The sequence below is a fragment of the Acinetobacter sp. 809848 genome (genome assembly GCF_000581275.1).
GTDB classification, from domain to species: domain Bacteria; phylum Pseudomonadota; class Gammaproteobacteria; order Pseudomonadales; family Moraxellaceae; genus Acinetobacter; species Acinetobacter pittii.
The window spans coordinates 114077-128784 of the sequence record NZ_JEXG01000008.1 but is presented as its reverse complement, the minus strand read 5'-3'; the positions used below and the strand labels follow the sequence as shown (position 1 = coordinate 128784).

15 protein-coding genes and 1 pseudogene are annotated in these 14708 nt (G+C 39.9%); 5 read left to right on the top strand and 11 right to left on the bottom strand.

Going from position 1 to position 14708, the window contains the following annotated elements; all coding sequences use genetic code 11:
- Positions 1-420, top strand: a 420-nt coding sequence (locus tag J536_RS11085; protein WP_171071497.1) for an NAD-binding protein, incomplete at its 5' end; no start/stop codon positions are given.
- Between the two features lie 35 nt (positions 421-455).
- On the opposite strand, the gene J536_RS11080 is transcribed toward J536_RS11085, so the two are convergent.
- The 10 genes and pseudogenes from J536_RS11080 to J536_RS11040 all read right to left on the bottom strand — a co-directional run bounded on the left by J536_RS11080 (position 456) and on the right by J536_RS11040 (position 9414).
- On the bottom strand, positions 456-734 hold the full coding sequence (locus J536_RS11080; protein WP_002114792.1) for a hypothetical protein: 279 nt from the start codon (positions 732-734) through the stop codon (positions 456-458).
- A 112-nt stretch (positions 735-846) separates the two neighbouring features.
- Positions 847-1350, bottom strand: coding sequence for a DUF6586 family protein (locus tag J536_RS11075; protein ID WP_005066079.1), 504 nt, complete (start codon positions 1348-1350; stop codon positions 847-849).
- Positions 1351-1430: 80 nt separating this feature from the next.
- A pseudogene (locus tag J536_RS26145) lies at positions 1431-1794 on the bottom strand (ASCH domain-containing protein).
- Between the two features lie 9 nt (positions 1795-1803).
- Positions 1804-2043, bottom strand: coding sequence for an RNA recognition motif domain-containing protein (locus J536_RS11070; RefSeq protein ID WP_002115113.1), 240 nt, complete (start codon positions 2041-2043; stop codon positions 1804-1806).
- A 73-nt stretch (positions 2044-2116) separates the two neighbouring features.
- Positions 2117-4096, bottom strand: coding sequence for an ATP-dependent helicase (locus J536_RS11065; protein WP_032062914.1), 1980 nt, complete (start codon positions 4094-4096; stop codon positions 2117-2119).
- A gap of 114 nt (positions 4097-4210) precedes the next feature.
- Positions 4211-4792, bottom strand: a complete 582-nt coding sequence (locus J536_RS11060) for an HdeD family acid-resistance protein (protein ID WP_014208303.1) — start codon at positions 4790-4792, stop codon at positions 4211-4213.
- A 126-nt stretch (positions 4793-4918) separates the two neighbouring features.
- Positions 4919-5677 carry a hypothetical protein gene (locus J536_RS11055; RefSeq protein WP_032062913.1) on the bottom strand — a complete coding sequence of 253 codons (759 nt, stop codon included), beginning with the start codon at positions 5675-5677 and terminating at the stop codon, positions 4919-4921.
- Between the two features lie 89 nt (positions 5678-5766).
- Complete coding sequence (topA, locus tag J536_RS11050) at positions 5767-8403, bottom strand: type I DNA topoisomerase (RefSeq protein WP_002115027.1); 2637 nt, start codon at positions 8401-8403, stop codon at positions 5767-5769.
- Between the two features lie 35 nt (positions 8404-8438).
- Positions 8439-8888 carry a hypothetical protein gene (locus J536_RS11045; protein WP_004842579.1) on the bottom strand — a complete coding sequence of 150 codons (450 nt, stop codon included), beginning with the start codon at positions 8886-8888 and terminating at the stop codon, positions 8439-8441.
- Between the two features lie 148 nt (positions 8889-9036).
- Positions 9037-9414, bottom strand: coding sequence for a winged helix-turn-helix transcriptional regulator (locus J536_RS11040; protein WP_002115061.1), 378 nt, complete (start codon positions 9412-9414; stop codon positions 9037-9039).
- A 99-nt stretch (positions 9415-9513) separates the two neighbouring features.
- Between J536_RS11040 and J536_RS11035 the strand changes: the two genes are divergently transcribed.
- The gene (locus J536_RS11035; RefSeq protein WP_032056251.1) at positions 9514-10524 is read left to right on the top strand and encodes a zinc-binding alcohol dehydrogenase family protein; all 1011 of its coding nucleotides are present in this window, start codon (positions 9514-9516) and stop codon (positions 10522-10524) included.
- A gap of 54 nt (positions 10525-10578) precedes the next feature.
- Here the strand turns inward: J536_RS11035 and J536_RS11030 are convergent, their stop codons facing one another.
- Positions 10579-10824 carry a SlyX family protein gene (locus J536_RS11030; protein ID WP_002115104.1) on the bottom strand — a complete coding sequence of 82 codons (246 nt, stop codon included), beginning with the start codon at positions 10822-10824 and terminating at the stop codon, positions 10579-10581.
- A gap of 32 nt (positions 10825-10856) precedes the next feature.
- Here J536_RS11030 and J536_RS11025 point away from each other — a divergent pair, with 32 nt between their 5' ends.
- The 3 genes from J536_RS11025 to J536_RS11015 all read left to right on the top strand — a co-directional run bounded on the left by J536_RS11025 (position 10857) and on the right by J536_RS11015 (position 14673).
- Positions 10857-12767, top strand: a complete 1911-nt coding sequence (locus tag J536_RS11025; protein ID WP_002114959.1) for an ATP-binding cassette domain-containing protein — start codon at positions 10857-10859, stop codon at positions 12765-12767.
- Between the two features lie 227 nt (positions 12768-12994).
- Positions 12995-13627: a LysE family translocator gene (locus J536_RS11020; protein WP_032056252.1), complete on the top strand. Its 633-nt coding sequence runs from the start codon at positions 12995-12997 to the stop codon at positions 13625-13627.
- Positions 13628-13737: 110 nt separating this feature from the next.
- Positions 13738-14673 carry a lauroyl acyltransferase gene (locus J536_RS11015; RefSeq protein ID WP_032056253.1) on the top strand — a complete coding sequence of 312 codons (936 nt, stop codon included), beginning with the start codon at positions 13738-13740 and terminating at the stop codon, positions 14671-14673.
- Positions 14674-14708: the final 35 nt, after the last annotated feature.

Here is a 14708-nt window from a genome sequence, read left to right as displayed (position 1 = left end):
ATTGTGGGATATGGCGGTGTAGGACGACGCATTACTGAAAATTTAATTAATGAGAATATTAAGGTCGTTATTGCAGAAGAGAATCGTGAAATCGTAGAAAAACTACGTAACGCAAATATTGCTGCTGTGAGTGGTGTTGCTACTGAACCAAGTGTTTTAATTCAAGCACATATCATGCATGCACGACTCTTGGTAATCTCACCTATGGATATTTTAGATATTCACCGTATCGTGGCGATTGCCAAGCAATTAAATCCTCAGATTCAGGTATTAATTTGCGCAGAAAGCAAAGAAGAAGCAGCGGTTATCCGTGATGAAAATATTGGCGAAGTGTTCTATGCAAAAGAAGAAATGGCAAAGAATATGAGTCACCACATCTTAAATCAGATCGAGCTTGCTCATCAGTCAACAATTCATTAACCCATATAAAAAGCGTACTCAAGAGTACGCTTTTTTTAACTCAAGAATTTAGGCTGTTCGTCTAATACCTCAGCCTGCCACTCGTTTACCTGCTTTTCCAGCAGTCCAAATAATGCAGCCTGAATCATATGCTGAGCAACAACTGGAGTCTGCTCACCCAAGATTGCTTTGACTTCATCGCTAAATTGAATTTTAACCAAGGGTTCATTCTCAGAACCTGCATTACGCAAGGCGAGTTCGCCACCTTCGAGTTGAACTAATTCCAACACTGCTTCTTGATTTCCAAATAACTCTTTCAATTGCTGTATAGACATATACTTCCTCCATGTTTCAACATGGTGGCAAAGCACCCTTGCACTTTGCATCTCTTGTCTTATTTATATAGGCACACCTAGTCTAAATTTCAAGCATCTAGGCAGTTTAATTTTAGAACTCGACCATTTCGTTACGAAAACCATCAATTAAATGACTTAATTCTCGGTGCCATTCACGCAAGATTTTAACATCTGGCAACCAAGACTGAGGCCCTTGTGTCACTTTAATAATAAGGTTAGAAGAAGTTTCTTCTTCAGGAGTCGGTTCTTTTGGTTCTGGGGCGTATTGGCACATACGATAAGCTCGTTTTAACTCTGCAACAAAACCATCTTTTGCCAATTGCTGCAAAACGGACACTTCAGGGGAAACCTGTCCTTTTGCCGCCATATGTTCCTCAATAGATTTTAAGGTGGGTTGCAAATCATTTAAACGGTAATAACGTACCAATTCTTGTAAGAACGCTAACATTGCGCCATGTAAATGAAATACAGCTGCTTCACGGTAAGCTTGTACCTGCTGCACATGATCGGTCTGCTCTGCCTGTTGACACGCTAGACGTGCAAAATAGAGCTTCTGATTGGTACGATCGGCATGATAACGAGCAACACGTGACATAACTAAACTTTCCTGTTCTAAAATCGCCATTGCAATAGCTATTCTTAGCTTAACGACTCCATTGATAAAATCAACGTTATTTATGGTAAATCCAGCTCAACTTGATAAATTTTACGTTTAGCTAAAATTTTTACTGGCTGCCTTAAAGGGCGAATATTACTTAAAACCCAAGCAAAATAGCCTTCACTCCAAGCAGATGCACAGGCTAAATTGACCTCGTCATTTCGCCAAGTATGAACTGAGGTCGACATCAACTAAAGCGACAGCAACTCCTTCCTCTTCATCAGTATCTTTAACCAGAAAGTTCTGGTTTTCGACAATTAATAGATCTTTCACTGGTAACTGCGTAGGTATCCATGAACGCACTTCAAGTGTTTTTATACCTTCAGCAATACGAGTACCATTCGGCGTTACAATCGAGAGAGCTAAAAATTGTCTTTTCACCAGGAAAACTTATTCTTCGGCTGCTTTAACTCGAATTCCATAGCCTTTAACTTTAAGCGTATTTAAGCCTTTAATTGCCTTAATCGCTTCACGGGGATTAGGCATTTCAACAAAACCAAAGCCCTTCGACTTACCTGTATCTTTATCAGTCACCAGAACACATGTATCAACTTTACCATATGCCTTGAATAACTCTAAAACTTCAGCTTCACTTACAGCACGATCTAAATTACGAACTAATATCTTCATTTTCTAACCTTAATTGGCAATAAAAGGGAAGGCCAATATACATTTAAGTAATCACAGCGTCTTATACAGTAGTTTAGTCCAGATCGATACCAAAACCTAAATTTACTGCAGGAGATCTGTTCCATTGTTTTTTAGTAAATTGCTGAGGTACTTGCCTATGAATTTTTGCTTGAACCAAGTGTGCAGGCAGATCATTTAAGAAATAACTCTCAATTTTACGACCTTGCTCATCATAGATGTCTTGCGACCACGTATTAAGATTTTGCTTCGTCAAGATTAATTCATTTTCAGCACGCGTTAAGGCGACATACAGCACACGGCGCTCTTCCTCAACATCATCAAAATCCCCCTGTGCTCTTGCATAAGGATATTGATTTGGCGATACGTGAGGTACATAACAAACTTTCTGTTCGGCACCCTTAGCTGAATGAATCGTAATTAAAGTCACTAAATCTTGATCAGCAGCTTTTTCAATTTCAGAAACTGAAATCGGTTCAAGCACATATTCTTCAAGGAATTCACCTAACGACGCATGTTTGCGTGCAAGTTGCTTAACCAAATCAAAGTCTTTTAAACGGCGCGACCAATCTTTAGTTTTATAATTTTGCTCTAGCTGCTCACCTAAAGCATCGAGAGCCAAGCCAATACTTGCCTCGACATGCTGCTGTAATACATCTAGTTGTTTTAAAATTAAAATCGCTTTTAGAGGTACCTTGCCATGGCGTTCAAGTCGCTGACAGCGCTCCTCGACATCAACAATTCCCATCAGCTCTTGGGCTAACTTACTGGCACCAACATCACCGATCCCATCCCACAAGGTTAAAAAACGCATCCAAGCCAAATCATCGTGAGGGTTACTCACAATACGTAACAGGCTCAGTACATCTTTTACATGAGCCGACTCAAGAAGCTTTACCCCACCAATAAAACGATAGGGTATTTCAGCCGCAATAAAAGCCCCTTCTAGATATCGGGCACTATAGCCAGAACGGACTAAGACCATATGGTCATGCCAGTTTGCACCTTGCTGATGCCGCGTTATTAAATCTTGTGCAATCCAGTTTGCTTCTTCAAACTCATTACCAAACAAATGTAGCTGTGGCTTTTGCCCTTGGCCACGATGTGCTTGTAGCTGTTTTTGATAATCGATTGGGCTATGTGCCAACAACCAATTTGATAAATCTAGAATTTCTTGAGTCGAGCGATAATTTAAAGCAAGTGTAAGTACTTCTGCATCAGGTATTCGTTCTTTAAAAGAATGAATATTTTCAAAGTCTGCTCCACGAAAGCCATAAATGGACTGCGCATCATCACCCACGCAAAATAACTTCACTTTACCAATTAAGGGCTGCAATAAAGCCCATTGCAAAGGGTTTGTATCTTGCATTTCATCAACTAGCAATGCCTGACAAAAACCTGCAACCCAATTGGTTAACGCTTCTGAGTTTTGTAAATGAACAGCCACAATCGACAAGATATCGTCGTAATCTAAAAAATTACGCTCTCTTTTACGTTGCTCATAAGTTTTCATCAACTCAGCAATTTGAGTTTTATGCTCATATGCATCTGGAAGCTGTTTGATTAATGCTTCAGAAAGCTTAGATTGAGTATTTCTTGCATAGGAATATAGATCACACAGCTCTGCCGCTTTAGGTAAAACATTATCTTTGTCTTTACCTCTTAATAAACGGAACATCAGCAACTGATCATCACGATCAATAATACTAAATTGATTTAAGCCAAAAGCTTGTGGATTACGGCGCAGTAAATACATACAAAAAGTATGAAAAGTTGAAGCTCTTAGACCCTTTGCCTGTGCTCCTACATGCTGCTCTACTCTTGCAACAATTTCACTCGCAGCACGTCGAGTAAACGTTAAAATCTGAATTTGGTTTGCTGGTAAGCCTTGATCAATTAAATAGGCAGCACGGGCAACAATCGTCTTAGTCTTGCCACAGCCAGCACCTGCTAAAACTAAACAGTTCTGCGCAGACGTCGTGGCTGCTTTTTTTTGCTGAGCATTTAGTTCATTAATTAATTTTGCAAGACTCATAACACATATCGCTAAAACACCAAGACATAGTTTAACAGACCCAACCACTGATGCGTCTGTTCGTCCTAAAAACAAAAAGAGCACCTAAAGTGCTCTTTGATTCAACAATATTATTTAAGATACTGTTTTTGAACTAGATGGCAGATGCTTAATCGCAGAAGCCAAACCTAGAAAATTAATTCCTTGGAATAAGATATCTATGGCAAGGAACATGCCTAACACCCAAAAAGGTGAATCTTTAGAAACCAAAATCAAAATACCTGTAGCGAGTGTTAATAATCCTGAAAATAAGGTCCAACCCCACCCAGTAATTGGTTTAAGTAAAATCGCGTTTACTGTACGTATAGCTCCGGCAATAATCAGTGCTATTGATAATAAGCTCGTCAAAACTACGGCTGTTGTTACGGGAGTAGAAAAAGCATAGTAGCCCGCCATTAGATAAAGCACACCAAAAAGTGCCCATAACCAACGGCTTGCACCTTTAAAAACACTAATGGCCGCGACAAGATGTAAAACACCTCCGACCATCATGAGTATTCCAAATAAAAAAACCACAGAAAAGGTCGCAAATGGTAATGAACTAAACAAAATCAGACCGAAGCCAATAAGCACAAAGCCTAATATCAAATACCACTTACGATCAGCATGTAACTGATTACGCACCAAATCATTACCGACAGTTTTCATCATGGCCACTCTTATTATCAGGTATTAGAATTTCATCTACCTAATAATAGTGATCCACTTCACATTTTTTGTCTGTATAAGATCTGCATCGTTTCTTATCAATTAATGTGGATAAAGCAGTATTTATCCACAATTTTATTTCACCCAACCAATTTCTTGAGCTGTAGGTAAACCTATTATCGTTTCATCTAAACCATTCGGCATTTTACTGCTCTGCTCAGATAATGGTGTTCGACCACCCATGATTTCAGCGTCAGTTTGCGGATATAAAGGCACTTTTTCAGGGTGCGCGTAACCTAGAGGATAAAGCGGTTGACCAGTTTTTAAATCATATTTGTCTTGTGCCCCAAAGCCATGTAATAGCTCATGAACAATCACAACCTGATTTTGGGAAGCTTGTGTTTTAGTCGCAAATAAATTCACACTACCAATACGACCTTTTTCCAAAGCAGTCGAATGGATCAAAACTTTTTGATAATTAGGATCGTAATAGTTTAAGTAAAGTTTAAGTGATGCCCCATTGTCTTCAGGTTGTTGATGTCGCCATGCATAAAAACGAAACTTTAAACTCCACCACATCACATGAAAGATATTGGCATTTTGAGGAACCTCAGGAGGTCGTTGCTGTAATGGCTGACCTAAACGAATTACAAAGTTTCCTGATTGACCACGATAGTGTTGCGACCATTCTGCCAAATAATTTCTTATTCTCTCAAAATCAGTGTATTGCAACTGATGAATATAGCTCTGCGTTGTCTGAAAACCATCTGCATTAATAGGATGTAAAACGACAACAATAGGTTGATTCCAGTCTTGGTTTTGATCTCGCCATGCTTGAACAGCAACAATCAGTAAAATAATTAACAAACATAAAACTCGAATGTTTTTCCACATTCTTTTTCCCCATACATTTAAAAATTTTCTTTTATTGTTTTAGATATAAAAAATGCTAGCTGAGCTAGCATTTTTTATTGTGGACTTAATTAGCCCTCAACCCATTTACCATTTTGATAAATTAGGCTCCATTTGGTTTGTTTACCTTCTGGAGTTTCTGAGCCTACATATTGTGATTGATTCTTACGACTGAATTTCACAACTGTCGGATTACCTTCAGGGTCTACGTCTGGCGCTTGTAAAATAAATTGATATTTAGGATCAAGCTGAGCGGCAACACTACGCAATTCCGCAACTTTTGGCGCACGTGTTTCACGAATTTTCGGGAATTTACTTGCAGCCAAGAATAAACCAGCAGCACCATCACGCAACACGAAATAGTCATCATGCTTTGTTGAGCGCAAATGTTCCATCTTGATCGGTTCTACACGTGGAGGTGCAGGCTGACCACTCTTCAAGACTTTACGAGTATTGTCACAGCTTGTACAAGCGAAATACGGACCAAAACGACCAGTCTTAAGCTGCATTTCACCATCACATTTATCACACGGAATGGTTGGGCCATCGTAGCCTTTAATCTTGAACTCACCTTCTTCAAGCTCAAAACCGTCACAGTCAGGGTTGTTACCACATACATGTAGTTTACGACCACCATCAATCACGTAGCTGTCCATGGCTGTGCCACATTTTGCACAACGATGTTTTGACATCAAATCTGCGGTTTCAGCACCATCATCATCAGAAAGAGCAGCTAAGGACTCAACTGGTGTTAAGTTTAAAGTACCTTTACAACGCTCTTTAGGTGGCAAGTTATAGCCAGAACATCCTAAGAATACACCTGTTGTACCTGTACGAATCTGCATTGGACGTGAACATTCAGGACAATGTACCGCTGGCACTTCAACTGGTTGGTTACGGCGCATGCCGTGCTCGCCCTGAGCATTGGTAAGACGTTTCTTGAAGTCACCATAGAAAGTATCAAGTAACTCTTTCCAGTTACGCTCACCTGTTGCAACTTTATCGAGTTGCCCTTCAAGGTCTGCGGTAAAGGCATAGTTCATCAAGTTATTGAAACTTTCATCAAGTCGATCCGTGACAATTTCACCCATTTTTTCGGCGAAAAGACGACGGTTTTCTAACTTAACGTAGCCACGTTCTTGAATCGTAGAAATAATCGCTGCATAAGTCGAAGGACGACCAATACTACGTTTTTCAAGTTCTTTAACCAAAGATGCTTCAGTAAAACGTGCAGGTGGTTTAGTAAAGTGCTGACTTGGGTCTAACTTCTCTAATTTTAAAATTTCACCTACTTTAATTGCAGGCAAAATAATATCGTCATCCGACTTGTTGGCACCACGCACTCGTGTAAAACCATCAAATACAAGCGTACGGCCTTTTGCCTTCAATTCAACATTTGCAGCTTCAACCGTTAAAGTTGAAGATAAATATTCTGCTGGAGTCATTTGACAAGCAACAAACTGACGCCAAATCAAATCATACAAACGCTGAGCATCACGCTCTACACCTGCAAGTTGGTCACCTGTAAGCGCAACATTAGAAGGACGAATTGCTTCATGGGCTTCTTGAGCACCGGCTTTGTTACCATAGCGGTTTGGCTTCGCCGGTAAATATTTCTCACCAAATTGGCTTTCAATATGAGCACGTACCATGCTTACTGCATCATCACTCAAGAACGTTGAGTCAGTACGCATATAGGTAATAAAACCTGCTTCATATAGACGCTGTGCCAGCATCATGGTTTTCTTTACAGAAAAACCTAAACGTGTACTTGCAGCTTGTTGCAGCGTTGAAGTGATATATGGTGCGCTTGGATTTACCTTAGTCGGTTTATCTTCACGCTGTGCAACTTTATATTCAGCACCTTTTAAAACATCCAATAAAGCATCAGTTTCAGCTTTATTTTTCAGTTTAAGGGTTTTACCAGCTTGCTTAACTGCTTCAAGACGAATGTCATCTTTCTTGGCTTGCGTGTCTGCAAAAACTTGCCAGTATTCTTCCGGAATAAAAGCACGAATTTCTCTTTCACGCTCTACAACCAGTTTCACCGCTACAGACTGTACACGACCTGCCGATAAACCACGGGCAATCTTTTCCCAAAGTAATGGTGAAACCATAAAGCCAACAACACGGTCTAAGAAACGGCGTGCTTGCTGTGCATTAACTCGGTTTAAATCTAGACGCGTAGGTTGTTTAAATGCTTCTTGAATGGCATTTTTAGTAATTTCGTTAAATACCACGCGATGATAACGACTGTCATCACCACCAATAACTTCTCTTAGGTGCCAAGCAATGGCTTCCCCTTCTCTATCCAAGTCCGTTGCGAGATAGATTGCATCGGCATCTTTGGCGAGTTTTTTTAGTTCAGCAACAACATTTTCCTTACCTGGCAGAACTTCGTAATGAGCTTCCCAACCATGTTCAGGATCAACCCCCATACGATTAACTAAAGCCTGACTGGCTTTTTGTTCTTTTTCTGCTTCAGTGAGTTTCGTCCGGGCAGCCGGCTTTTTCTCAGTTGATTTGCTGCCACCTGTTGGCAAATCACGTACGTGACCTACAGAAGACTTTACAATGTATTGCGAACCCAGATATTTATTGATGGTTTTCGCTTTGGCAGGCGACTCCACAATCACTAAGGCACGTTTATGTGCAGCAGGTGCAGTAGATGCTGTGCTTTGAGATGCAGAGCGCGAGGTATTCGCCATATAAAATGTTATTCCTATACCAATAAATTTAAAAATCAGGCTTTAGCCAAGTTCAACAGATAAGCCTTCATCTCATCTAATTGTGTTGCTCTCAGGTCTGATTCCTCATCCCAATAAAGCCCTACACAGTTTGCCTGCATATCAATAGCATAAATCCCTTTTAATGCAATGGGAGAATCATTAAATTTCTCATCACCTTGAACCACTTTTAATTTGCCGTCTATAACGCGAGCACGCATTAAAGATAAACGGGCATCGGGAATCAATACACTATAATAAGCAACCATGCTGGCACGCTTTTCAGTCGCCATGGGGACATGTGTCCATTCAGGTGCAACGATTACACGTGGGTGTAAACCCATTTTACGAGCTTTATCACGCATAATACCAAGTGCCTTTTCACGTGGGCTCACTCTTAAACCAAAAATGGAGCCTAGTACGAAAAGAACAATGATAACGGTAACCCAAATTCCCATATTGTCCATAGCAAAACCTATTAATCTCTTTTATTAGAGTTGCATAAGCTGACCAGAAAACGCAAGTTTCATCATAAAAATAATGCCCGATACAGGGACAAGCTTAAAAATAGCCAGATTTCACAGTGCAAATTGTGATGAGCGAACACAAATATAATTAAGGATCCGGATGGCCATTAACAAGTGTCAGCTTTCCAAACTGGTCAATATGAGCATCCCCCCACTGTTTTAAAGCAAACAGAATTTTCTCAAGACTTTGTCCCAAATCAGTCAGGCAGTATTCTACTTTAGGTGGTACCTGAGGATAGACTTCCCGATGAATAATTCCATCTTGTTCCAATTCACGTAGCTGATTTGTCAGCATTCTTTGGGTAATACTCGGAACACGCTTTCGAATTTCGTTAAACCTCAAGGTGCCTTCATTAAATAAATGCCAAAGAATGACGCATTTCCATTTCCCATCAATCAAGCTAATCGCAGCCTCCACTGAACAACCTGGAGAGCAATCAAAACTTGAGTGTCTTGCTTTTGCCATTTTACAGTATCCTTTTTGACACTATGAGCGTTATTTGTCTGTAGTCACTTATTTTAAGCTTACGTTATGATCAAACTCTCAACAAGAGGAATGATAATTATGAAAGCTGTGGCATATCAAAAAGCTGGTCCCATTACATCGCCAGAAGCACTCGTTGATATTGAACTCGATGCACCTATTGCTGAAGGACACGATTTACTTGTTCGTGTACAAGCTGTCTCAGTAAATCCGGTAGATACTAAAATTCGAAAGAATGTAAACCCTGAGAATAATCAGTGGAAAACGCTTGGCTGGGACGCAGTAGGTATCGTTGAAGCGATTGGAGATAAAGTTACTCAATTTAAGATTGACGATATCGTTTGGTATGCAGGTGCTCTTAATCGTCAAGGTAGTAATAGCGAATTACAACTCGTTGATGAACGCATTGTTGGCCATAAACCAAAAACTTTAGAAGTAACCGAGGCTGCAGCTCTCCCTTTAACTGCAATCACGGCTTGGGAGATGTTATTTGATCGCCTGCAAGTTCCAAAGAACGCGCCAGAAAACACAACAATATTAGTGATTGGTGGAGCTGGTGGTGTTGGCTCAATCACCATTCAACTTCTTAAACAGCTGACTAACCTAACAATTATTGCAACAGCTTCACGAGCAGAAACTCAAGACTGGGTTAAGCAACTTGGAGCAGATTATGTGTTAGATCATCGTCAACCTTTAGCAGCCCAAATTAAACAATTAGGTTTAACTGCACCTTTATATGTGTTCTCGACTACTCAAACAGATCAGCATTTAGCAGATATTGTAGAGTTGATTGCACCGCAAGGCCGTTTTGGGCTCATTGATGATCCTGAACAGTTAGATATCAAACCGTTTAAATCGAAGTCTGTATCGGTGCATTGGGAGTTTATGTTTACACGTTCAATGTTCCAGACTGAAGATATGGCAAAACAAAGTGAACTATTAAATGAAGTCAGCAAGCTGGTTGACGAAGGAAAAATCAAAACAACCGTAACCGAGGTTATAAGTCCAATTAATGCTGAAAATTTAAAACGAGTTCATCAGCAAATTGAAAGTGGTACAACAAAAGGTAAGATCGTCTTACAAGGTTTTTAAACAAAATTGAAAATATTCCCAAATAAAAAGGCAAGTATCGAACTTGCCTTTTTATTAATAGTGGGGAGGTTTATTCGTTAATGGATCAAAAGGTGCAATACCTTCTGATAAATCCGAAGATTCCACACGTTGATAAAGAAATTGCATTTGTTTTTTCAAATCAGCTATTTCCTGAGTCTGAATAGCGAGTTGTTGATTTAATTGTTCAACTAAATCATCCAAAAATGTAATTCGCACTTGCAAATCTTCAATGGGTGCGGAAAATGACGCTTGATCATCATGATATGGTGGTTTAGTCATTTAAATCCTCATTTGAGATTCTGGAAAACATTATGGCCTATATTACCCTAAGGGATGTCCAACTTGCTTTTGGCGGACCTGCCCTGCTCGATGGCGCGAACTTTAATCTAGAACGTGGCGAACGAGTCTGTTTAATTGGTCGTAATGGTGAAGGTAAGTCTACTTTACTTAAACTGATCGAGGGAAGCCTATTACCGGATTCTGGTGAAGTTTCTATTCAAAATGGTTTAACTGTTTCAATGTTAGCCCAAGACGTCCCAATGGATTCAGGTAAGGTTGCTGATATTGTGGCTGATGGCGCAGGAGAAGCTGCCGAAGTACTCAGAGCTTATCATGAAGCAACTGATGCTTGTATGCTAGGAGATATGGAAGCCTGCGATCGTATGGGTAATCTTCAGCATAAGCTCGACCAACTCGACGGCTGGGCACTCGAAAACAAGGTCAATGCCCTGTTAAGTAAAATGGGACTCGACCCAAACGCAGATTTGGCAGACCTTTCAGGTGGTCGTAAACGTCGTGTTTTACTGGCTCGTGCTCTTTTAACGCAGCCAGACGTATTACTTCTAGACGAACCGACGAACCATTTAGATGTTGAAAGTATTGAGTGGCTAGAAAAATTTCTACTCGATCAAAATAATTTAACGCTACTATTTATTTCGCATGACCGTTCTTTTGTAGACAGTATTGCAACTCGAATTGTTGAACTTGACCGTGGCATCCTACGTGGCTACGAAGGCAACTATTCACGCTATTTAGAGCTTAAAGCTCAGCAAATGGAAGCAGAAGAGAAACAAAATGCTCTATTTGATAAAAAATTAGCTGAAGAAGAAGCTTGGATTCGCCAAGGGATTAAAGCTCGTCGTACGCGTAATGAAGGTCGTGTTCGTGCCTTAAAAGCTTTACGTGAAGAATCAAAAGCTCGTCGTTCACAACAAGGCAAAGTGAGCATGGCGACTCAAGAAGCAAATCGCTCTGGTAAATTAGTATTTGATATTGAACACCTAAGTGTATCTTATGATGATAAACCGCTTATCAAAGATTTCTCTACGCTTGTTATGCGTGGTGACCGTATTGGTCTAGTCGGCGATAACGGTGTTGGTAAAACAACGTTAATTAAAGCCATTTTAGGTGAAATCGAACACGGTGGTTCTGTTAAGACAGGTACTCAGTTAGAAGTTGCTTATTTTGATCAATTACGTAATGCCTTAGACCTTGAAAAAACAGTAATGGCAAACGTTTCAGAAGGCTCTGACTTCGTTGATGTAAATGGTAACCGTCGTCATATCTATAGCTATTTACAAGATTTCTTGTTTTCACCTGAACGTGCACGTACACCAGTAAAAGCCCTTTCTGGCGGTGAGCGCAACCGTATTTTGCTTGCTAAATTACTGCTTAAACCGTCGAATCTAATTGTGATGGACGAACCAACCAATGACTTGGATATGGTGACTCTTGAGCTACTTGAAGAGATGCTTTCTGAATATAAAGGTACCCTATTACTTATTTCGCATGACCGTGCATTTATGGACAACGTCGTAACATCGACTTGGGTCTTTGATGGTAAAGGCAATATTGCAGAGTACATTGGTGGCTACCAAGACTATTTACAGCAACGACCAGATGATAAAGTCGTAGACCAAAAGTCTGATGTTAAAAAAGCTCAGGCAAAAGCCGAAGCTGAAAAAGCCGCTGCACAAAGTAACGTTAAAAAGGTCAAACTGAGCTATAAAGACCAACGTGAACTTGAACAACTTCCTGCTGAAATCGAGAAACTGGAAGTTGAACAAGCAGAGCTTTCTGACAAGCTGGCAGATGGTTCGTGGTTTGTCAGCAATGCCGATGAAGCAACTAAAGCAAGTCAACGCCTTGCAGAAATTGAAGAGGTATTACTTGAAAAATTAGAACGCTGGGATGAACTTGAACAAATGAGCAAAGGAAATTAATTTGTGTTCTTTTCTACAATTTAAATAACAAAAAAGCCTCCTTAAATTAAGGGGGCTTTTTATAGAATATCTATAAATTTTTAAAGTACAAAAATCTATAAAGAACACTTGATGAGTGATTAAGTTTAGTCAGCATTAATATTTCAAAATATCGCTCTGATTGAATATAAGACTTATAAAAATAATTATGTTATATCTACCAATATAATAATATTCGAGTATTTTTCATGCTAGATCTTTCTCAAATTTTAGCATTCGGATTAATCTGCTTGGCGATGGTGCTTACCCCTGGCCCAAACATGATTTACCTTATTTCTCGTTCAATTTGCCAAGGAAAAACGGCGGGATTTATTTCACTCGCCGGTGTTGGCGTTGGCTTCATATTTTATATGCTTTGCGCTTCTTTCGGGATTACAGCGCTTATTATCGCAGTCCCTTATGCTTATGACACTATACGCATTGCAGGGGCAATTTATTTACTCTGGCTAGCATGGAAAGCACTACGTCCCAATACATCCCCAATTTTTGATGTAAAACAATTATCGGTAGACTCCCCAGCTAAACTATTTTTAATGGGTTTTGCTACAAATCTACTTAATCCTAAAATTGCGATTATGTATTTATCGTTATTGCCACAGTTTATTCATCCACAGCAAGGCAGTATTTTATGGCAATCCATTCAGCTCGGTACTATTCAAATTTTTGTTAGCGTCTTGGTAAATGCGCTGATTGTGCTTTCTGCGGGTAGCATTGCCCTTTTTCTTCAACAAAAACCTCTTTGGGCAAATATACAACGTTGGCTTATGGGAACGGTGCTAGCTGGGCTTGCTGTTCGTATTCTTTTAGAAAATCGCCGATAACCGCGTTTCACTTCCTCATCTTAACCGCTCAATTCAACAGTGTATTACGACGATAAATTCAGTTCGTGATACACTTTTGCCAGTTTTAATTTTGAATTCTTTATATCGTTATGAGCCAAAAGCAGACTTATACGCCCGGTGAATTTCAATGGTCCTTTTTATTGCCTAAATATTGGGGTATTTGGATTGCCATTGTTTTTTTAATGCTTTTGGCTATTTTGCCGTGGGCAATCCAATGGCGTCTAGCTCATGGCTTAGCAAATCTGGCTTGGAAATATTTAAAATCTCGCCGAAAAACAACTATTCGTAATTTAGAAGTCTGCTTTCCCGAATGGTCAGCCGAAAAAGTACAACAACAAGCTAAGCAAGTTTTTGTAGATATGATGCTTGGTGTGTTTGAGACATTAAACGCATGGTATAAGCCTTACTGGTTTAAAAACCGTGTCACTATTGAAGGCTTAGAACACATTACCAATGCTCAAGCTCAGGGCAAAGGCGTTTTATTATTGGGTACTCATAGTACGCTTCTTGATGCGGGTGGCTATGTTTGTGCTCAATATTTCGAACCAGATGTTGTGTACCGCCCTCAAAATAATCCATTGCTCGATATGCTGATTTATCGTTGCCGTGGCACCATTTATAAAGCACAAATCGATCATGATGATATGCGTGGTTTAATTCGTCACCTTAAAGATGGCGATGCCATTTGGTATAGCCCCGATCAAGACTTTGGACTCAAGCAAGGGGTGATGGCACCCTTCTTTGGTGTGCCAGCGGCCACAGTAACTGCTCATCGTCGTTTACTAAAAATCTCTAAGGCAGTTGCCGTTCCTTTATATTTTTATCGTCACGGTGATGTACAGGACCCTAAATATCATATTTTGATTGAATCTGCGGTAGACAATATGCCAAGTGAAGATGAAGTCGATGATGCAACTCGAGTTAATAAAATTATTGAAAATCAGCTTCGTATCGCACCGACTCAATATATGTGGTTCCACCGTCGTTTTAAGACACGTCCTGAGGGATATGAAGAGATTTATTAAGATAACGCTGTAATAATTTTAAATTGATGACAGAC

Excerpts from the sequence above, each read along its gene's own strand:
- J536_RS11080 (WP_002114792.1), bottom strand. The coding sequence starts at position 734 with ATGTCTATACAGCAATTGAAAGAGTTATTTGGAAATCAAGAAGCAGTG.
- J536_RS11075 (WP_005066079.1), bottom strand. The coding sequence starts at position 1,350 with ATGTCACGTGTTGCTCGTTATCATGCCGATCGTACCAATCAGAAGCTC.
- J536_RS11070 (WP_002115113.1), bottom strand. The coding sequence starts at position 2,043 with ATGAAGATATTAGTTCGTAATTTAGATCGTGCTGTAAGTGAAGCTGAA.
- J536_RS11065 (WP_032062914.1), bottom strand. The coding sequence starts at position 4,096 with ATGAGTCTTGCAAAATTAATTAATGAACTAAATGCTCAGCAAAAAAAA.
- J536_RS11055 (WP_032062913.1), bottom strand. The coding sequence starts at position 5,677 with ATGTGGAAAAACATTCGAGTTTTATGTTTGTTAATTATTTTACTGATT.
- topA (WP_002115027.1), bottom strand. The coding sequence starts at position 8,403 with ATGGCGAATACCTCGCGCTCTGCATCTCAAAGCACAGCATCTACTGCA.
- J536_RS11045 (WP_004842579.1), bottom strand. The coding sequence starts at position 8,888 with ATGGACAATATGGGAATTTGGGTTACCGTTATCATTGTTCTTTTCGTA.
- J536_RS11040 (WP_002115061.1), bottom strand. The coding sequence starts at position 9,414 with ATGGCAAAAGCAAGACACTCAAGTTTTGATTGCTCTCCAGGTTGTTCA.
- J536_RS11035 (WP_032056251.1), top strand. The coding sequence starts at position 9,514 with ATGAAAGCTGTGGCATATCAAAAAGCTGGTCCCATTACATCGCCAGAA.
- J536_RS11030 (WP_002115104.1), bottom strand. The coding sequence starts at position 10,824 with ATGACTAAACCACCATATCATGATGATCAAGCGTCATTTTCCGCACCC.
- J536_RS11025 (WP_002114959.1), top strand. The coding sequence starts at position 10,857 with ATGGCCTATATTACCCTAAGGGATGTCCAACTTGCTTTTGGCGGACCT.
- J536_RS11020 (WP_032056252.1), top strand. The coding sequence starts at position 12,995 with ATGCTAGATCTTTCTCAAATTTTAGCATTCGGATTAATCTGCTTGGCG.
- J536_RS11015 (WP_032056253.1), top strand. The coding sequence starts at position 13,738 with ATGAGCCAAAAGCAGACTTATACGCCCGGTGAATTTCAATGGTCCTTT.